At 66.0% G+C, this 19,131-nt stretch carries 19 protein-coding genes; 12 read left to right on the plus strand and 7 right to left on the minus strand.

What is annotated here, in order from left to right; genetic code table 11:
- Positions 1–3: 3 nt before the first annotated feature.
- Positions 4–615 carry a TetR/AcrR family transcriptional regulator gene (locus ACFX43_RS21510; RefSeq protein ID WP_378834535.1) on the plus strand — a complete coding sequence of 204 codons (612 nt, stop codon included), beginning with the start codon at positions 4–6 and terminating at the stop codon, positions 613–615.
- Here the strand turns inward: ACFX43_RS21510 and ACFX43_RS21515 are convergent, their stop codons facing one another.
- The gene (locus tag ACFX43_RS21515; RefSeq protein WP_378834539.1) at positions 616–1,563 is read right to left on the minus strand and encodes a GlxA family transcriptional regulator; all 948 of its coding nucleotides are present in this window, start codon (positions 1,561–1,563) and stop codon (positions 616–618) included.
- A 70-nt stretch (positions 1,564–1,633) separates the two neighbouring features.
- Here ACFX43_RS21515 and ACFX43_RS21520 point away from each other — a divergent pair, with 70 nt between their 5' ends.
- The 4 genes from ACFX43_RS21520 to ACFX43_RS21535 all read left to right on the plus strand — a co-directional run bounded on the left by ACFX43_RS21520 (position 1,634) and on the right by ACFX43_RS21535 (position 4,548).
- On the plus strand, positions 1,634–2,710 hold the full coding sequence (locus tag ACFX43_RS21520; protein WP_378834542.1) for a saccharopine dehydrogenase family protein: 1,077 nt from the start codon (positions 1,634–1,636) through the stop codon (positions 2,708–2,710).
- A 54-nt stretch (positions 2,711–2,764) separates the two neighbouring features.
- Positions 2,765–3,256, plus strand: coding sequence for a hypothetical protein (locus tag ACFX43_RS21525; RefSeq protein ID WP_378834545.1), 492 nt, complete (start codon positions 2,765–2,767; stop codon positions 3,254–3,256).
- Between the two features lie 82 nt (positions 3,257–3,338).
- Positions 3,339–3,881, plus strand: a complete 543-nt coding sequence (locus ACFX43_RS21530) for an RNA polymerase sigma factor (RefSeq protein WP_378834548.1) — start codon at positions 3,339–3,341, stop codon at positions 3,879–3,881.
- Entirely contained in the window at positions 3,874–4,548 is a 675-nt protein-coding gene (locus ACFX43_RS21535; protein ID WP_378834551.1) for a zf-HC2 domain-containing protein, read from the plus strand. Before ACFX43_RS21530 ends, ACFX43_RS21535 begins: the two co-directional genes overlap by 8 nt.
- 49 nt (positions 4,549–4,597) lie before the next feature.
- Here the strand turns inward: ACFX43_RS21535 and ACFX43_RS21540 are convergent, their stop codons facing one another.
- A complete protein-coding gene (locus tag ACFX43_RS21540; RefSeq protein WP_378834554.1) occupies positions 4,598–5,347 on the minus strand; it encodes a TetR/AcrR family transcriptional regulator in 750 nt (249 codons plus the stop codon).
- 551 nt (positions 5,348–5,898) lie between these two features.
- Here ACFX43_RS21540 and ACFX43_RS21545 point away from each other — a divergent pair.
- Both ACFX43_RS21545 and ACFX43_RS21550 read left to right on the plus strand, forming a co-directional pair.
- Positions 5,899–6,810 carry a hypothetical protein gene (locus ACFX43_RS21545; RefSeq protein WP_378834557.1) on the plus strand — a complete coding sequence of 304 codons (912 nt, stop codon included), beginning with the start codon at positions 5,899–5,901 and terminating at the stop codon, positions 6,808–6,810.
- 156 nt (positions 6,811–6,966) lie between these two features.
- A complete protein-coding gene (locus tag ACFX43_RS21550; RefSeq protein ID WP_378834561.1) occupies positions 6,967–7,740 on the plus strand; it encodes an alpha/beta fold hydrolase in 774 nt (257 codons plus the stop codon).
- Between the two features lie 214 nt (positions 7,741–7,954).
- On the opposite strand, the gene ACFX43_RS21555 is transcribed toward ACFX43_RS21550, so the two are convergent.
- On the minus strand, positions 7,955–8,611 hold the full coding sequence (locus ACFX43_RS21555) for an HAD family hydrolase (protein WP_378834575.1): 657 nt from the start codon (positions 8,609–8,611) through the stop codon (positions 7,955–7,957).
- A gap of 226 nt (positions 8,612–8,837) precedes the next feature.
- Between ACFX43_RS21555 and ACFX43_RS21560 the strand changes: the two genes are divergently transcribed.
- The gene (locus ACFX43_RS21560; protein ID WP_378834579.1) at positions 8,838–11,015 is read left to right on the plus strand and encodes a hypothetical protein; all 2,178 of its coding nucleotides are present in this window, start codon (positions 8,838–8,840) and stop codon (positions 11,013–11,015) included.
- Between the two features lie 183 nt (positions 11,016–11,198).
- Here ACFX43_RS21560 and ACFX43_RS21565 read toward each other — a convergent pair whose 3' ends face one another.
- On the minus strand, positions 11,199–13,028 hold the full coding sequence (locus tag ACFX43_RS21565) for a hypothetical protein (protein ID WP_378834581.1): 1,830 nt from the start codon (positions 13,026–13,028) through the stop codon (positions 11,199–11,201).
- Between the two features lie 313 nt (positions 13,029–13,341).
- Complete coding sequence (locus ACFX43_RS21570; RefSeq protein WP_378834583.1) at positions 13,342–13,920, minus strand: carboxymuconolactone decarboxylase family protein; 579 nt, start codon at positions 13,918–13,920, stop codon at positions 13,342–13,344.
- Between the two features lie 413 nt (positions 13,921–14,333).
- Between ACFX43_RS21570 and ACFX43_RS21575 the strand changes: the two genes are divergently transcribed.
- Complete coding sequence (locus ACFX43_RS21575) at positions 14,334–14,726, plus strand: hypothetical protein (RefSeq protein WP_378834586.1); 393 nt, start codon at positions 14,334–14,336, stop codon at positions 14,724–14,726.
- A 5-nt stretch (positions 14,727–14,731) separates the two neighbouring features.
- On the opposite strand, the gene ACFX43_RS21580 is transcribed toward ACFX43_RS21575, so the two are convergent.
- A complete protein-coding gene (locus ACFX43_RS21580; protein ID WP_378834589.1) occupies positions 14,732–15,199 on the minus strand; it encodes a hypothetical protein in 468 nt (155 codons plus the stop codon).
- A 388-nt stretch (positions 15,200–15,587) separates the two neighbouring features.
- On the opposite strand from ACFX43_RS21580, the gene ACFX43_RS21585 reads away from it, so the two are divergent.
- From ACFX43_RS21585 to ACFX43_RS21595, 3 genes are all read left to right on the plus strand, one after another.
- Positions 15,588–16,448: an alpha/beta fold hydrolase gene (locus ACFX43_RS21585; protein ID WP_378834591.1), complete on the plus strand. Its 861-nt coding sequence runs from the start codon at positions 15,588–15,590 to the stop codon at positions 16,446–16,448.
- A 146-nt stretch (positions 16,449–16,594) separates the two neighbouring features.
- Positions 16,595–17,254: a hypothetical protein gene (locus tag ACFX43_RS21590; RefSeq protein ID WP_378834593.1), complete on the plus strand. Its 660-nt coding sequence runs from the start codon at positions 16,595–16,597 to the stop codon at positions 17,252–17,254.
- On the plus strand, positions 17,247–18,020 hold the full coding sequence (locus tag ACFX43_RS21595; protein ID WP_378834595.1) for a hypothetical protein: 774 nt from the start codon (positions 17,247–17,249) through the stop codon (positions 18,018–18,020). The genes ACFX43_RS21590 and ACFX43_RS21595 overlap by 8 nt, the downstream gene beginning before the upstream one ends.
- A gap of 134 nt (positions 18,021–18,154) precedes the next feature.
- Here the strand turns inward: ACFX43_RS21595 and ACFX43_RS21600 are convergent, their stop codons facing one another.
- Positions 18,155–19,045 (minus strand): NAD(P)-dependent oxidoreductase, encoded by an 891-nt coding sequence (locus ACFX43_RS21600; RefSeq protein WP_378834598.1) that lies wholly within the window; start codon positions 19,043–19,045, stop codon positions 18,155–18,157.
- Between the last annotated feature and the right edge of the window lie 86 nt (positions 19,046–19,131).

A 19,131-nucleotide genomic window follows, 5' to 3' on the forward strand; every position in this document is an offset into this window, starting at 1 on the left:
TTGATGGGCCGTCCAGGGCTGAACCGGAGCGCCGTGATCGCGGCCGCCGCCGACCTGACCGACGAGCTGGGCTTCGACGCCGTCACGGTCTCCGTCCTCGCGCGGCATCTCGGAGTCAGGTCGCCGACCCTCTACTCCCACATCTCGGGAGCCACCGACCTCCGCACCGCCGTCACCGCGTACGTCCTCGACGAGCTCGCCGACATCACGAGCACCGCGATGGCCGTGAGGGAGGGCCGCGACCTCCTCTTCGCGTACGCCGACGCCATCCGCGACTTCGCCCGCCGCTCACCCGGCCGCTACGACGCCACCACCCGCCAACGAATCCCACCCGCACCGGACGCGAATCCGGCCCCGCCCTCCGTGGACGACGCGATCACCGCCGGCCGCCGCAACGCCGACCTCGCCCTCACTGTCGTCCGCAGCTACGGCATCGCCGAGACCAGCGAGACGTACGCCGTCCGGCTGATGTCCAGCCTCATCCACGGCTACGTCACCCTCGAGGTCGCCGGCAGCTTCGCCCACAGCGACCCCCCGAGCGAGGTCACCTGGCCAGAAGCCCTCGGCGAACTGGACCGCACTCTCGGGTGGATGGCGCTCGGTCGGGGCGACTGATCAGTCGGCGAGCCGGAAGGTCGTCCGGTAGGTCGTGGGAGTCACGCCGAGAGTGCGGTGGAAGTGGCGGCGCAGCGTGGCCGCTGTGCCCATTCCGCAACTGCCCGCGATCTGGTCGATCGAGGCGTCGGTACGCTCGAGGAGCTCCTGGGCGCGCGAGATGCGCTGGTGGTGCAGCCAGTCCAGAGGCCCTGCCTGCAGCTCGGCCTGCATCCGTCGGGCGAGCTGGCGGGTGCTGAGGCCGGCGTGGGCAGCCAGGTCGCGGACTGTCAGCGGCTGGTCGAGTCGGGCGCGCGCCCACTCCAGCGTGGGCGCGAGGCCGTCGGGAACGCGAGGCTGCGCGGGTGGGGTGATGAATTGCGCCTGTCCGCCGTTGCGGTGGGCAGGGACGACGAGGTTGCGGGCGATCGCGTTGGCCGCGGCGGCGCCGAGGTCGCTGCGTACGAGGTGGACGCAGAGGTCGAGCGCAGCGGTCTTGCCGGCCGAGGTGAGTACGTCGCCCTCATCGACGTAGAGCACGTCCGGGCGGACGTCGACCTGCGGATAGCGCCGGGCGAGCTCGTCGGCGTGCAACCAATGGGTCGTGGCGACCCGGCCGTCGAGCAGCCCGGCTGCGGCCAGCACGAACGAACCGGTGCACAGGGACGCGATCCGCGCGCCGCGCTCGTGGGCGCCGCGTAGCGCCTCGAGGAGCGAGAGATCGGGGTTGTCGTCGAGATCGTTCGAGGACGGGACGACGACGGTGTCGACCTCAGCGGTCGCGTCGTAGGAGGCCGTCGGCAGGTCGGCCAGCCAGGGGTGCGGTGCGCCGTCGGGGGTGCAGACGACAACGTCGTACCACTCACCGCCGGGAGCGAGGTCGGAGTGGTCGCCGCCGAAGATCTCGGCGGCGATCGCGACCTCGTAGAGCATCGATGAGCCGTGCAGGACGAGGGCAAGCCGAGGCATGTCGCAAAGTGTACGTAGTACGTCGTTTCAGACACTCGTTGAGTAGATCCTCGGGCCCGAGGATGGAGCCATGAACACAGATGAGCGAGTCCTGGTCTATGGCGCCACCGGTCACACCGGGCGTTTCGTCGTCGATGAACTGGTGCGCCGCGGGCTGACCCCGGTCCTCGCCGGCCGCAGCGCGGAGCGTCTCGCCGACGTCGCGCCCCGCCATGCCGCCCTGGAAAGCCGAGTCGTCGGCCTCGACGACCCCGAGCGACTGCGGCAAGCGATCGCGGGCGTTGCCGCGGTCATCAACTGCGCCGGGCCTTTCCTCGACACCGCCCTCCCACTGGCCCGGGCCGCGGTCGAGTCCGGTGCCCACTATCTCGACGTCACCGCCGAGCAGCCGGTCGTACAGGCGCTCTATCGCGAGCTGGACGCCCAAGCCAGAGACATGGACGTCTCCGTGGTCCCGGCGATGGCGTTCTACGGTGGCCTCGCCGACCTGCTCGTGACCGCCGTCCTCGGCGGCTCGTCGGCCGACGAGGTCGAGGTCGCCATCGGGTTGGACCGCTGGTGGCCGACCGCCGGCACCCGGATCACCGGAGCCCGCAACACCGCGACTCGCCTGGTCATCCGCGAGGGCTCCCTGGTCCCGTTGCCCGACCCCGCGCCGACCGGCGCTTGGTCCTACCCGGAGCCGCTGGGCGAGCAGTCAGTGGTGGAGCTGCCGTTCTCCGAGGTGATCACCATCAACAACCACCTCGAAGTCGGTACGCTCCGCTCCTACCTCAACAGCGCTCCGCTCGCCGAGCTCCGGGACGAGGCGACACCGGAGCCGACCGCGAGCGACAAGTCCGGACGCTCGGCCCAGCGGTTCGCCGTGGACGTCCTCGTACGTCAGGGCGCCGACGTCAAGCGGATCACCGCGACCGGCCGCGACATCTACGCCGTCACCGCGCCGATCGTGGTCGAGGGCGCGGTCCGGCTCCTCGACGGCCGCCGCCGTCGTTCTGGTGCCGGGGCACCGGGGGAGATCTTCGAGGCCGCCGATGTGCTCGACGCGCTCGAGCGCGACGGTCAGGCCATCGTCGTGCAGTCCGACGCGAACTTCGCCCGCCCGGTTCCGTCCGACCACGAGCTTCACGGGTTTCAGGTTGGATGAATCCCGTGGGGCGGACCGGCCCGTATACCTGGCATGAGATGTTCGACTTCGCACGTGGCAAGGGTCCTGGTCGCGGCTGCTGCCTCCGCACTTCTCGCCGCGGGTTGCGGCAGTGAGGACGGCGGTGGGGGATCAGCGCTCGTCTCGTCGGCCGAGGTCGACGGAACCGGCGTACTCACCGATGCCGAGGGGCACACGCTCTATACCGCCGAGGTCGAGAAGGACGGGAAGATCCACTGTGTCGACGCCTGCGCGGACTTCTGGAAGCCGATCGTCGCGACGGATGCTGACGTGGACGCGGCGAACTCCACGCTGGGTGACGAGTTCGCGATGGTGGACCGTCCCGACGGAGAGTCCCAGCTGACGTACGGCGGCCTGCCGCTCTACTCCTTCGCCGAGGAGGGCGCCGGGGAGCTGAAGGGTGACGGCTTCACGGATGACTTCCAGGGCACCCAGTTCGTGTGGGCGGCGGCGCGGACCGACGGGTCCTCGACCCCCTCGAAATCGTCCACGCCGGACGACAACGGAGGTGGCTATGGCTACTGACGGCGCGGTCTCGCTCCCGGCCGGCGGCGTACGGTCTTGTCGTATGACGCCCCGTCGCCCGACCGTCTCCTAGGACCGCACGGTGGCCGTGTCGGACGAGTCGCTGCTGGCCGCGATGGCCAGTGGCGACCAGGACGCGGCGGCGGCCTTCGTCCGCCGCCATCAGGCTCGCGTCTACGGCCTCGCCCTCACCATCGTCCAACAGCCCGCCCTCGCCGAGGACGTCGCCCAGGACACCTTCGTCAAGGCGTGGCGACACGCTGCCACATACGACCCGCGACGCGGGTGTGCGGCCACCTGGCTGCTGGCCATCACCCGGAACGCAGCGATCGATGCCATCCGCTATCGCCACGACGATCCGATGGACCCGAACCTGCTGGTGGCGCTGTTGACGGTACGAGACGAGAGTGACGCGAGCGATGACCTGGACACCAACCTCGCGCTGCGGCAGGCGCTGGCGGAGCTCCCATCCGAGATGGCCGCGCCGATCGTGTTGATGACCTACTTCGGGCTGACCGCGCGGGAGATCGCCACCCGCGACGATGTACCGGCCGGCACGGTGAAGACCAGGGTCCGCCGCGGCCTTCAGAAGCTACGGCAACGAATGGGGGTTCGCGATGCCTGAGTCCGAACGCTGCCGGGAGGTGCGAGAGCTGATCCCGGAGCTGGCGATGGGGGTGGCGTCCGGCGAGTCGCGGGCTCGTGGGTTGGCACACCTCGCCGACTGCGCGAGCTGTCGACGCGAGCTCGAGGAAGTCTCAGGCACCGTCGATGCCCTGCTGCTGCTCGTGCCGGAGCGCGAACCGCCAGCCGGTTTCGACGTCAGAGTGCTGGCGGCGCTGGATCAGCGCGCCCCCCGGCACAGGATCCGCACCGGCCTGCTCGTCGCGGCGGCGATGGTGCTGGTCGCGACCCTCGCCGCCGGACTCACCTGGTGGCGCGGCGCGGACGACCGCGATGTCGCCGACCAGTACCGCGGCGTGCTCTCCACGGCCGACGGCAGCTACCTCCGGGCCGCGGACCTCAAGATCGACGGGACCAGTGCCGGAAGCGTCTTCGCCTACCAAGGACGGCCATCGTGGCTGTTCATGTCCGTTGAAGACGCCCCGAACGGCACCTACCACGTACGCCTGGTCGACACCGACGGGCGCGTCCAGTGGCTCGGGACGTGCACCGTCCGAGACGGCACGGGTTCCTGGGGTACGTCCGTCGACCTGCCGATCCGATCCGTCGACCGGGTCGAGATGTTTGGCACCCGGCTCCCGACCATGGTCGCGAGTCTCCGCCGTTGAGCACCCTTATCTGTCCCAGGGCATTAACGGCCGCCTGGGTGGGGCCGCATCAAGGGGCCTCCAAGAGCGGTGCCATCCCCGATCTAGTCATGGTGTCGGCCGCCAGCAAGCGAGATGTGCGAGGTCGCAGGTCAACCGCGCGCCGTATCGCGTCGCTGGCATCAGTCTGATCACATCCGCACAGGCGAAGGCAGCCCGCAGCGATCTCGATGGCGCGGTCGCCATCGACGTCGTTACCGTCAGTACGCAGCGTGATCACGCCCTCCACTTGTTGGATCAGCATCGAGCCAAGCGTCGGGGGAGAGGTGGTCACCCCGTGCCGGTCGGCAACCCTCGACCCGAGATCGGCGTACGCCTCGGCGAGCTCGCCGTGGGCCTGACGGAAGCTGGCGTAGTCGAGGTTGGTCGCGGAAACGACGTCGGGCAGCTGATACAGAACACCCACGTTGTGGGGCACTCGCGCGAGGGTGTCGATGTCGATCAGTGCGAGCAGACACAGGGCGGTCTCGACGCGTTCGGGTGGGACCAGGGCCACGATCTCCTCGACCACCATCTGGGTCGGTCTCACCGTCGTAGCGAGCAGGGCTGCGAGGATCTCGTCCTTGCCCGCGAAGTGATAGTAGAGCGATGCCTGCCGGATTCCGACGGTCTCGGCGATCTCACGGGTCGAGGTGGCGGCGAAACCCTTGCTGGTGAACAAGCGTGCGGCGGCCTCCAGGACCTGTTCGCGCGGTGTGCCTACGCCGTTGTCCGGAGTAAGTCGTGGTCTGCCTGGTCGGACCCTGCTGAGCGATGACATCCGAGTCTCTCTGTCGCTTCCCCATGTGGCTGGAATCCGGGCGGAAAGTGGCTCGAGATCCGTCCGTCCGCCCGGATGCCCCCAGCCTCCTCGAAACGAGTCGTGTGCATGAGGCCTTAAAGAGGACTTTTAGCGGTCATTCAGTGGTGCGCGATACGGTTGATGAGGCGGGGCGAGGTCGATATCGGAGGAAGGTTATGAGCGACAGGATAGGGAACGTCCTGCTGAAGGCCGCCCGGCAGCATGCAGGGTTCGGCTCTCAACAAGCTCTGGCTGACGCGTTGACGCGCGCTGCACCGCAGTTGGGCCTAGGCCACGTGGAGATCAGCGTCAGGCAGGTACGTCGATGGGAGTCGACTACGCCGCCGTGGCCGCGCTCGGACTATCAGCGGCTGCTCACTCACGTCCTGAACCTCCCGATCGAGCAGTTGGGATTCACTGCTCCCTGGGACACGCTGCCGGCCGCGCCTTCTACGCCCGAGCAGCCGCGAAAGAGGGAGTCGGCTCGTCGGTCCTCACGACCAACGACCCCGCCGTCGGGCGCTCAGCCCGTGACCATTGCTGCAGACGTCGCGGCGATCATGGCTGCGTACCGTCGCATGTACCCCACCGTCGCGCCCGGGCACCTGTTGGCTGTGCTCGTCGAGCACAACCACATGGTCGCCGGGCTGCTGGAGGAGGCCACCGGGACGGCCCGCGAACGGCTTGCGATGTCACTCGCGGAGTCACTGTTGCTTGCCGGGCGGATCGAGTTCTTCTCCCTACAACGGCCCGCAGACGCTGACGCCACCTACATCAACGCGCTTCAGATGGCGGCAGTCGCTGACGACTCGCTGCTCGGCTCAGCCATCCTGGCGCACACCGCGTTCATTCCAGGATGGGTCAAGGACACCGACCCAACCGCGGATCGGATCCGCGCAGCACGGGTCTATGCCCGCCGCGCTCCGGCCTCCGTGGAGCATCTCGCATGGTTGGACGCGGTCGAGGCCGAATGCGCCACCATCGCCGGGAACTACGACAAGGCCCTGAAGCTGATCCACCACGCGGAAGACCTGATGGCCGGACCCAACGAGCACCAGCCACCCGACTGGTTCACCTGGTTCTCGTCGATGAGGCTGGCCGCGTTCAAGGGCAACACCGAGCTCAAGGCCGGCCGCCTCGTTCAGGCCCGCACGACCCTGCAATGGGCCCTGGACTCGGCCACCACCGGCGACGAAAAGCAGTCGCCCGTGATCCTGGGCGACCTGGCCGCCGTCGAAGCGGCCGCCGGTGATCCCGAGGCGGCCTGTGGCTACGCCGAGCAGGCCCTCGACAGCCTCGCGGTCAACTGGTACGCCACCGGCATGGAACGGATCATGACCGTACGCAAGGCACTGGACGCCCACGCCGACCTCGACTGCGTACGCCGCCTCGACGACCGCCTCTACGGCTGGCACAACACGTTGAGCGCCCTACGTCACTGACCTGGTTCGTTAAGCGCGGCGATCCGCTCGGGGCAACTCAGCCAGCGAGGACCCGTAGCGTCGCGATCTCGTCCGCCGCCGGGTCGCTCTCTTGAATCACGCCCGGCGTCAGTGAATCAGGCGATACGGCGGACGAGATCGCCGTAGCATCGGCGCATGCCGGCCGGACTGTTGAACATCGGGGACTACAGCCTCAGCGTGGATGCGGTTACCCAGGGCCGGGAGGGGGTCGCGGTCGTCTTCGTCGCGGGCACTGGAGGCGACAGCGCTGACAGTTTCGCTGCGGTGACGGCGCTGCTCGATGACCTGCCGGTCGTCTGTTATGCCCGGCCCGGACTGGGCCGGAGCGAACCCGCGCCGGTGACGACCCCGAGGGGAGTGCGCGCGGCGGCGCAGGAGCTGCACTCTCTGCTCCGCGCAGCCGAGATTCCGGCGCCGTGGGTGCTCGTCGGCCATTCCTACGGTGCGCTGATCTGCGAGGTCTTCGCTGCCGAGTGGCCGCAGGAGGCCGCGGGTCTGGTGCTGGTCGACGGCAGCGACGCCCAGCTCAACATCGATCTCGGTCGACCCTTGGTCGATGACGGCGACGAGGCCGGGACCATCCCCTTCAACAGTGTGGTGGTCGCTGCCGACATGTTCCGGGCCCGCCGTGCCACGATCACATGTCCGGTGGCGGTCGTAGCCAGTCGTCCTGGGCGCTGGCTCGACGTCACGCCTGCTGATGACTATCACCCCCTCACTCTCGCCGAGATGGATGACCGCTGGCAGGCCCATCAGGCCGCCTCCGCCCATCGCCTCGGCGGCGACCTCTTCACCGCCCAGTTCGGTGGTCACCACGTGCAACGCGATGATCCGGAGCTCGTCGCCAGAGCCATCCGCCATGTCCACAACCGTGTCGGAGCCCCCGGCCGGCGGCGTGATTTGGTGTGAGCGAGTCCGAGGTGCGGTCCGAATTCTCGTCTCGATCTCGGGGCGTTTCACTCTCGTCCGCTGCGAGCCACTGGCCAGCAGTAACGCCGAACCGAAGCTGAAATCCCCTTCAATCTATGCAAATCAGGCTGGACGTCCACGCCGACCTCGACTGCGTACGTCGCCTCGATGACCACCTCTACGGCTGGCACAACACGTTGAGCACGCGACGTCACTAACTTGGTTCGTTAAGCGCGGCGATCCGCTCGGGCAACTCAGCCAGTGTGGAGATCCGCAGCGTCGCGATCTCGTCCGCCGCCGGGTCGTGCTCCTGGATCACGCCCCACGGCCCCCGACGGATCAACGCCGTCGCCATCCCGGACTCAGCGGCCGGTCGAATGTCGTTGTCGAGCCGGTCGCCGACGTAGAGGATCTCCTCAGTCGCGTACGGGACCGCCCGGATCACGTGCTCGAAGAACGCCAGATCCGGCTTGCTCGCACCCCAATCATCAGAGGTCGCGACCATGTCCACAGGAAAGTCCAACTCCCGCAAGATCCGACCAGCGTTCACGGTCTGGTTGCCGGCAAGCCCCAACCACAGCCCGGCGGCGCGAAGCTCCTTCAGTGCGGGCCGTACGTCAGGGTAGATGTCGTCCTCCCCGAACCACTCCGGCTGCCCAGCCTCATCCCGCTTCCGGCGCTCCTCGGTCAGATCGAACCCTGGCCGAAACACCTGAAATGTCTCGCGATAGTCCAGCCCGCGGGCGATGACCGCCCCGAACACAGCGGAGAAGGTGTGCCTCGTCACCCCCAGCCAGTCCGCCCACGTGCCGTACTCCCGCGTCTCGTTGACCAGGCACTCGCCGACGTCGAACACAACCGCACGAATCATGGACCCGGATCTTTCCACACGACACTCAGAGCGCTATCTGGCCGACGCGGGTGAGTTCTCAGTGGGCCGAGGCGATGCCGGTCCATCGGGAACGGTGGCTCGACTCCGCTCGTCATAACCAGAGGCTCCGTCATGCGCGGCGAAAGCGCCGGGAAGGGGTTTACGCCCGCACTCCGATCTGACGAAGTGGTTGGGAGTTGCCCCCACGGTCGGCGAGGATGTCTGGGTGATCGTAGATCCCCTGCTGCCCACACCCGCTGAGCTCTTGGGGAGCGGAAGCTTCCAGCTTCGGATCGCCCCGAGGCGTCGCGCGTTCCTGGTTCGCGACGGCGACGTGGACCAACTTCGGAGCGCATTTTTCGCTGCCGCCGCATTATGGGGTGGAGCTCGCTGCCCGATCCTGCCTGTGACACCGGCCGGGCAGGTCCAGGCTGGCTTTCTTCAGATCGCGGAGGCGCTAGACGTCGTCGAGGCGGTCGATTTCACTGCGGACGGTGCCGGGGGCGCGTCAGCATGGACCGTACGGGATGGATCCGCGCTTGCAACTGTCGCAGCGAAACCGCTCGCAGATGCTCGGTTCTGGAATGCTCACCCACTCGTCGGCACTTACGACGAACGGGTTCGTGAGATCTGTCTGCCGGCAAGAGATTCGCTGATGGCTCTCGCCGGTGCCGGGAACTACGGTCTGGACGAAGAGCTGCCGCTCTTTAGAGAGGCTGGGTTCAACATCATCGAAGGATGCTTGGCCAGAACCCTTGCGATTGCACAACTGGCGGAGCGCACTGCACTTGGCGCCACGCTGGCGTTCGATACGGACACCAGCATCCAAGGCGGGCATCTCGCGTCGATGGGGGTCCTCTGGCTGAGCCGGGACGAGGACTCCTTCGAAGACGCTGTCTGGTTCTGGAACGCTCGGGCTGTCCGGCCGCGGTATCGGCATCCCCTGCCGCTGGCGGTTATGACGACGCCCGAGGTGGCGCGAGCGCCAGAGTTTGCCTCACAGTTTCTTGACGGCCTAACCCAGTCGTCAACAACGACGCCGACCTTTGTCATCGCGAGTTGCACAGTTCCCGATGATGAACTCGCAGTGATCGCCCGATCTTTCGGTGCGAGGCAACACACAGGTTCCAAAGTGTCGGAACGACACATTGGCCGCCAGCCGGGATCTGAGTTTTCGCCGTCCTTCACCGTCAACATGGACCCGATCGCGTATTGGCTGGCACCGCGCTCCACCGGAATCCCGACGTCGTCATTGGTTCCCCTCCAGCGCCCAACCGTCTCGATGCAACTGCGTTCACCTCGGGAGTGGGTTCCGGAGTACCTGATGAGTGGACGGGTGACAGCCACAATCTCGTCGGCGTCGATCACTGGACCGCAGAAGCCCGCAGTCGCCAGGTTGTACCACCCACACGCAACGTGGTCGACGGGCGGCGGGATCCGGATCCAGACGGATAACGTGCAGGACTACAACTTTTCGTTGACCTTGCCCAAGCCGGGCGCGGTGCTGGCGGCTTCCGTCAGTGAGCGAGGCTACGAGTATGAGTTGAGTGATAAGGGCCAACAGATCCGCGGTGCGCTCGCAGCTCCGGGCGATGTTGACTTCTACCGACGCCGAGCGACGGTCGACGCCGTTGCTCTACTCACCGCCAAAGCGGGGCGTGACCTTGCTCGAGAACTAAAGCGGCTTCGAGAGATCGACGACGTCACGCTGGAGTCGATCGAGCGCCTCCGCGTTGCGTCACTTCTCGGCCATCGTCCTCATCGAACCCTCGCGGACCTACGATCTCGGGCAGCGGCAGCCGGAGGAGCCGCAGACGAATTGCCTGCGGCGGTCGAGGAACTGGTCGCGCGCGGGGCCGCATCCATGGGACTCGCAGTCGACTGCTCGCTGTGTTCACTAACTGGATTTCAAACTCTTGCCTCAGTAACTGGTGGAGCGCGCTGTAACGGCTGCGGTTCACCGGCGCATTACAAGAAGGATCGGCTTGGAGCCCCGGAGGTGCACTTCGTTCTCAACTCCTTGATGCACACGCTGAGCCTCAATGGTGGCCTGGCCCCGATGGCGGCAACTGCGCTGCTGACCTCTGAAGGGTTCTACGTCGAGCCCGGGGTGAATCTGCTTCGGAACGGGGAACAACAGGCCGAGCTTGACCTTCTTGCGTGGCGCGACACGACGTGCCTAGCGGGCGAGGTCAAGATGTCAGCTGATGGCTTCGACAAGTCCGATATTGACCGGGACGTAGAGCTCGCCGCTCGCGCCGGGGCTGACACGTTCCTAGCGGTCACAATTGACGCGCTGTCTGAGTCCGCCCGAGGTCGCCTCGAAGATGCATGCCGTGGGAGTAAGTTGGACCTTCGCATCATCGACGGTCCAGTTCTCCTTCTCGACAGTCGCCGTCCGTGACACTGGCTGACGAAGGAATGTTTGCGCGAGCATGACGTTCGAACCACGTCGCGGCGACGACGTTGGCCGAATCGGCCGGCCCTCAGTGCAGTCCCCCGGGGCTACTCATTGGTTCTGCTGCCTCTGCCACGGCTGCGAGCCTTTGCTGATGGAGAACGGCTTCGGCGTCTACGTGCGGGAGGTTCAGGTCGACGCGGCAGTCGCAGACGAGGGCGCCGCCGTCGCCTGCAATGAATCACCGATGACAATCAAGTCGCTACCTAAGCCGATCGCCCCTCCTCGTGCGTGGTTCAGCAACATCTCGGCTAAGCGCAAGCGGTTCAACTCGAACCGACCTCCAGAGGGTGTTAGCGCGCGAAGTCTGGCCTCTTCGGTGATGTGGGGCTGCACGATGATGACTGTAGAAGGATCTCGGGAACTCCGGGAATTCAGGAGATCGATCATGTCGCTCCGATCGGACTCGCGACTTCCATAGAGCCAAATAGCCGGCGACGCGACGGGTGCTCTTTCGAGGGCTAGGCTGAGCCGCTCGGCATCGAGGTGCCGAAAATTCTTGACCGCCTGCCCTGTTACTACTTCGAGGCGACTGGCACTGATCTGACGACGCGGACTTGAGGAGTTCGCGCCCTTCACGTGAATCAGTGCCAGCTCGCCATCGTCGGCGAGTAGAACGAAGTCCGCAACTTCGTTGGACCCGTCGTCGCAGGTTAGATACCCACGCTTCCCGAAGTGCTTTAGCACCCACGAGAACAGTGAATTATCTCCGGATCCGATTGCGTCGTGGATCTCTTGTGCGACGAGCGTTGGAGGCTTCTCCCGAGTCACGTCAAACCCATCGAAAGATTCCCAATGCCAAGACCGAAACTCGTGATCATCGATCTTGTTTCTGTAAATTGCTTCCTGTGTTACCGAGTGACCAGAATCGTAGTGAATCGTCAGAAGCTGCGTAAAGGAAAGCGCGTCTAGCACAGGTCGGACCTGGCTTACATCCGTCGGTTCACCGTCGAAGCCGAACGCAAGATCCACCCGCGAATTCGTGACCGAGGGCGTACAACGGAGACTACCGCCCACCCGACCGTCGAGTCCCACAGAAGCAGTGAAGCGGGCGTCGGTGCCTCCTGTCACGATGAAGGTTGAACGGTTGAGGATCTGGTACGCATCGAGGAGCTCATCACTAACATCCACTGCGGGCAGATCGTCCGGGTCGCACCAAGTCAACTCGAAGGCACCGGCAACTCCGGCGAGATCTTTCGCTTCGGTTGCGAGGAGCGGGAAGGGATGCTCGTCCTCAACGTGGTTGGCGGAGGCCCGAGCAAGTGCGCGAAGCAAGTCAAGGCATGTCTCGCTGAACTCCGAGTAGTTCTGTGTTGACGAAAACCAGACTTTGGACTTCCTCGGCGTCGTTCCGACGATTCCGGTGAGGGCAGTGAATTCAGGCGCAACATTGATGCGAGCGCGTGCAGAACCGAGCGCGAAGCTGCTGTCATCTAGAGGATTGAGCGCTTCGCCGACACTCTGGCCGCTCAACGTCTTCGAGTCTGCCTTCGTGCGCCTACGTCCATGTGTACCGCGCAGCCAGAGGTTCTTAGCATCTCCGGAGAGGAGCGTAGCATTGATGACACCCGGAGATACACGCCGAAATACTGGGCGCGGCGGTGTGTCGAGCCACTTTTGCAGTTTTGCTTCGACAGTGCTATCGCAGCTGATAGCCACCCAGTTTTCCCGTGCGATCCACGCACATAGCGAATAAATCGTATCTATGTACGGTGAGTCCTTCGTTGCCCAGCCCGGTCGCGTTTCCTTCCTGTATGCGAACGCATTGGCTGTGACCTCTATATCGTCGGGGTCGACCGTCTCGCCGAGCCCATTTAGTCCCACTGCGACAACTTCCGCCCCGTTCCGGGCGTGTTGCTTCTCAACGAAGCGAAGCAACGCCTTTTGCAGGACTTCTAACGGAGGTGCGGCATCGGACGGAAACGTTAGAACGACAACCGATACATAGGGCTTCAGCATGTCTGCATGGATCGGCGGCAAGGACGTATGGTCCGGCGGCATGTGATGACCTAGGTACTTGGATGTGAAATGGTCGGCAGATGGCTCATTACCTGAAGGCTTTCGAGTATTTCGACGGCAATGATCTGCCGAGCAGGCATAGCGGAGTCCACTGGGGCGCGGCAGCCCAAGGTCCGCGAAGCGGGCACCATCCTCGAAGGGCACGAGTTGCTCGCATTTGGCGTTGTGCCTTCAGACGAGGATTGCCTGTGCTCAGCGAGTCGGCGCGGGTACGGCGTCGATGTGGACGGTGTCGGGCGGCTTGGGCATCCCGTCATTCGGGCGCACGCCCCCAGCTGATGGCCGTGCGTACGGCCGGATCGAGGGCCTCCGCGAGGGCGATATCTGGGCGGGCGCCTAGGGCGCTGTCGATGCTGGAAAAGGCGGTGCGCAGCCCTGCGTAAATGGTCAGGGCCACGATCTGTGGCTCGCTGAAACGCGCGTCGCGCAGGCGTTGGATGTCTTGCGGTGTGCTGCTGCCGGGAGAGCGGGCGACGGTGCGTGCCCAGGCGGCCAGCGCCTGTTCGCGTTCGCTGAATGGTTCCTCGCCGCCTGTGAGAGCGGCGATCGCCGTTGGCGGATCGGACCAGTCGGTCAGGCGTTTGCCCCACGCGACAGCACAGTAGGAATCACCGATCGCCGATGCCTGTGCGAGCACGATCACAGCCTTGTCGCGCGGTGTCAGTCCTGCTGCATCGGCCGTGGCATCGAACAGCTTCACGAGCTGTTCCTTCGCCTCCGGCTGATGCGCCCACACCCGGGTGAGGTCCCAGACGTAGCCGTCGTCTGCGAGGTCCTCGGCGTACAGCCTCTCCTGCCCGGCGCTCGGCGCAGGTTCGTCCAAGAAAGTCACGCACTCAGCAGATCGACGGCGTGTTTACCTTGCGTCGAATTGGGGATCTACATCCCCTGTGTTGGGGACGGGGAGTTCGCACACGGAGTCCCTCTTGGATGAGCGACGGACATGGAGTGATCGCCCGTCGGGGCCAGTCGCGCGATCACTAGGCTTGCGTCGTGAAGGTGAGAGTAGAAGAGAGCCGGTGCGTCGAGCGGGAGACCGAGCACGGTACGGATCGCCGGATGTTCGGGGAGTTCATCGGCTCGCGCGGTGAGCTGGCTTCGTACGCCTTCGGGTGGACGTCGGAAGCGGATGAGGGAGCAAGCCGGCGGTCCGTGGGCTCGACACGACTTCGACTTGCGTCCTTTGAACAGGCCCGGTGTGTTCCTCAGGGATCGCGCTGAGCGCGTATGAGCCGGACTTCGTACGTGAGCAGGCTTCGTGACCAGGTCATTCGGCCGCTCGTTGAGAGCGCGCTGGTCGAGCACGAGATCCCCGACATCAGGGTGCACGTCGTGATCGGCACGGAGTTCGAGAGCTCGCTTCGGGACCCAACGGAACCGCATTGGACCTACCCCGACGATGGGCACGAGTACGTGTGGGCGCACGCCGAATACCGGCCCACGAACGAGTGTGCAGCGTGGCGGTTGGGACGCTCGGAGGACCTTCGTGATCCGTCCGTGCTTGTCGATGCCCTCTGGGAGCTGGGTTCGCGCGTCGAGGATTGGGTGTGTGAGACGTCGTTCGCGTGGGGCGAGGAACGCCATGTCCGGGTTCCGGGGCTTGGTGATCTGCCCGAATGGCTGATCACCAGACCCTGACGGTCTCACTGCAGATGGAGCAGCTCTCGGATGTCGTTCTCGGCTTGCTCGACCTCACCGGGCTCGAGATGGGGATCTCCGAACATGGCGCCCGCTGCCGTGTGCGCCCAATCAAGGATGGCTCCAGCATCGACATCTGTGCTGGAGATGCTTTCGGGGTCGATGTCGACATCGAGGAGAGCGGGGGCATGTCGATCGAGGACGGCGCACTCGTCGGGGGCAAGGTTCTGGTGATGGCGGCGTAGGAGTCGGGCCAGCTGGCCGAATGCGTCGATGCGATGGCTGTACTGGAGGAGCGCGGGCAGCTCGTGCATGTCCCAGTTGTCGAGCCGCGACTTCCGAGAGATCCGTCTTCGGGCCCAGTGGAAGAATTCCTTCCGCTGGGTGTCGTCGCCAAGCTCCGCGATGGCAGTGGCGGCCAGAAGACTCACCTCGCCGGAACGATCTCGGAGCGCGGTGACGTAGGTGGCCATGCCGTCGGCGGCGTATCGCATTCGGAGCGTGAAGAGACCTGCCGCCCTACAGGACGCCTTCTCGCTCGAGACCGCTTCGTTGACCAAGAAGCCCAGCGGCGGCAGGTCGCCGCTGGTGCTACTCAGATGCCGGACAAGGGGGTCTCGCCGCCAGTCCGTGGGACCTGGCAGCCGATCCATGATCTCCGCTGTTGTGATCGAGACACCCATGCGATCTCAGCTCGGTTGTCGACGTGGAGAAGTCATGATGCATCGCCGGATCTCCCTGCGTATGGCGATGCCCAGAACTCCCCAGAAACTCAGTAACCCGAGGAGACGGCTAGGCCGTCATGGCCTGCCGGATCGCCGTAGGAATGGCAGCATGGGCACCCCGTCACCAGGAGGCCCCATGCCCACCACAGCCACATTCGTCTCGCCGACCGACGGCACCGCGCTCTTGATCCGGACATGGGGGGAGGAGCTGTCCGCGCCGCGGGGCGTTGTCCAGATCGCCCACGGCATCGCCGAGCACGGGCAGCGTTACGACCGGCTCGCTCGGGCTCTCGTCGCGGCTGGGTACGTCGTGCGGGCGGTCGACCACCGCGGTCACGGCGGGTCCGTCGCATCGGCAGACCAGCTCGGTCACTTCGACTTCGAGGCGCTGGTGGCCGACGTCGCGGCCATGGGTGCCTCGCTGCGCGAGGAGTTCTCCGGGATCCCGGTGTTCCTGGTTGCGCACTCGATGGGGTCCTTTGCGGCGCAGACGGTGATCTTGGACCGGTCAGACCTGTATGACGGTGTGGTGCTGTCCGGCTCGACCGCCCTCGACGTACTCGCTGGTGCGCTCTCGAGCGCCGAGGGTCCGGTCGGGCTGGAGGCGTTCAACGCCGGGTTCGAGCACCGGACCGGGTATGAGTGGCTCTCGCGCGATGAGGCCGAGGTCGATGCGTACGTCGCAGACCCGTTGTCCGGGTTCGATCTGCCCGACACCGCCGTGCCACAGCTGTTCGCCGGCGCCGAGCGTCTGGCCGACCCGGCAGCCATCGGTGGGATCCGCTCCGATCTGCCGATCCTCGTCGTCTCCGGCGACGCCGACCCGCTTGCCGGAGGTGGCGCCCTGGTCGAGCTGCTCGGGCAGCGCTATCGCGAGGCCGGGTTGAAGGATGTGACCGTGACGCTCTACCCCGGGGCGCGCCACGAGATCTTCAACGAGACCAACCGCGACGCGATCACCGCCGACGTGATCGAGTGGCTCACGGCTCATTCCTGACTGCCGTGAGGGCGGCCTCCTCGTGGGAGGCCGCCCGCGGCGACAGCTCCCCCTCGGATGCTGGCTGCCTCGCTTGCCTCGACGAGGTGGTTGGTGTTCGTCGCCAAGGGTGGTCAGATAGCTTCGCATATGCGAAACTATCTGTCATGAGTTTCCTGGGTGTGTCCGATGCCGCCGAGCAGTTGGGCGTGTCCACGCGGCGGGTGCAGCAGCTCGTCGCGAGCGGAGTTCTTCGTCAGGTCGCGCGCGGTCTCGTGGACGAGACCTCGGTTGAGCGGTTCGCCACTGTTCGGCGTGGCTCGCGTCGCGCATGGTCGGAGGCCACGGCATGGGGCGCGGTGGCGATCTTGTCCGGGGCGGGCGCCGAATGGATGGGGGAGCGGCAGCGGTCCCGCCTCAGGGCGCGACTTCGCGAGCTCTCCTCCGTCGAGTTGGTCGAGCGTGCCCGTGAGAGGGCTGTTGTGACTCGATACCGTGCTCATTCCAGCGCAGGGAAGTACCTCTTGGCGGAACTGGTGCATCCGGTCGATGTGGCGGGCCGGCTTGGTCTCGCGGACACGAACGACATCGATGGCTACCTCTCGGTCGATGACGTCGCTGGCGTGGTGTCGCGGCATGGATTGATTCGGGACGAGGACGGTCATGTCACGCTCCGCGCTACAACGATGAGCCTCGACCTGGTGCGCGACCTTTCGGGACGGGGCGTCCTGCTCGCGGCAATGGATCTGGCTGAGTCCCTCGACATACGCGAACGGCGGGCCGGCCTTGACGCGCTCGACCGTGCGCTGGAGGACTTCCATGGCTGAACGCACCACCATCGAGGTGCCGAGTCCTGGTGGTGGTTGGGGAGCGCCCTGGCCGAACGTCGCTGAGATCGAGGCGGTGCTGCCACACGAGAAGTGGACGCTCGTCGGCGGTCTGATGGCGCAGCTCCACGCCATCCATCGAGGTGTCGACGCACTACGGCCGACGAACGACGTGGACCTCGTGCTGCATGTGGAGACGACCCGTGGCGTCGCTGCTGAAGCGGCGAACGCGTTGGAGTCGATCGGGTACGCGTTCTCTCCGTCGATCGATGAGCGAAACACCATCGCCCATCGCTTTGTCCGAGGCACGTCGCGGGTGGATCTCGTCGCCAGCGCAACGGACGTCGTCGACGTCTTGGTGGCCGACCATGCCGCACCCCGCGTGATTGAGAAGCTGCGCGGCAAGAACATGATGGCGATCCAAGGCGGGACTCAAGCACTGCGGCGAACCATCAACGCGCGCCTGCTGATCACACCAGGGCGAAAGACGACGGTAAGCGTGCCGTCCCCATTCGGTGCGCTGATCCTCAAGGCGGCCGCGTACCAGACCGACCCACGTGACAAGGAGCGCCATCTCCAGGATGCGGCGCTCCTGTTGTCGGTGATCGAGGATCCCTACGCAGAGCGCGAGCACTTCGCCGGGTCGGACCGGGCGCGCCTCGCGGCGCTCGCAAAAGCGATGCCTGACAACGCGCGAGCATGGAGAGCCCTTCCCGCAGATCGACAGAGCGACGGTCAAGCCGCACTCCGTATCCTCACGGGCTGAGGCCGCCTGCGGCCCGGCCGAGAGATCCTCGCGGTGGAGGAGCGACCGGGTGTGACGTCTCGAGCGACGTACGTGACTTCTCGGCAGGCTTGTGCCGGGACGGCCTCCTGGCGGGAGGCCGCCCCGGCGGCAGGTCACCCTCGGGCGTACGGCCGGATGGCGTCGATGATGCGCGACCAGTTCTCGGCGCCGTGGCCGCGGGAGCGGGCCCAGGTGTAGTGGGCCTGGACGGCGCGGGGGAGGTCGGTGTCGATGCCGGCGGCCTCGCTCGCCTCGACGAGGTGGTCGGCGGTGGCGCCCATCATCGTTACGGTGCTCAGGTGGCCGGGGTGCTGGCCGGCCTCGAGCTGGACGCCGAGGTCCTCGCCGGCGGCGAGCATCGGCGGGATGCCGGCGAGGGTCTGCATCAGCTCCGGGATGGCCGCGGACGGCTTGATGCCACCCGTCTCGAGCAGCGCGACGGCGTGGAGCAGCGAGGAGAGGGAGGTCAGGAAGATGTCCAGGTTGGCCTGGTACATCAGCTGCGCGAGCCCGGGATCCTCGCCCAGGTAGCGCACGGACCCGATGCGAGCGATGGCGTCCTCGTGAGGTGCGAGCACGTCGGCGGGGCCGCTGACATAGACGTACGCATCGGGCGTGCCGACCATCGGGGCCGGGACCATCACGCCTCCGGTGAGGAAGTCGGCGCCGTGCTCGGCGGCCCACGCCGCACCCCGACGCGTCCCGTCCGGGGACTCCGAGCTGAGGTTGACGACCGTACGGCCCTTCAGCTCGTCGGTGGCTGAGCCGAGCACGTCGTACATCGCCTGATAGTCGGTCAGGCTGAGGATGACCAGGTCGCTCGCCGCGACGGCCTTCGCCGGCGAGTCCGCCAGCTGTGCGCCCGCGGCGACGACCTCGTCGGCTCTTGATGCGGTGCGGTTCCATACGGTCACCGGATGCCCGGCCGCGAGCAGGCTGTGGACCATCGCCTGGCCCATGGGGCCGAGGCCGATGACGGTGACGGGAGTGAGAGGTTGATTCATGAAGACAATCCTCGGCGCTTCCGTACGATGGCGGGAGTACCCACTATTTACTGGGGTACTTACCAAATGGTTCGTGAGGAGCATTC

It is taken from the genome of Nocardioides sp. YIM B13467 (assembly GCF_042788075.1).
Taxonomy (GTDB): domain Bacteria; phylum Actinomycetota; class Actinomycetes; order Propionibacteriales; family Nocardioidaceae; genus Nocardioides.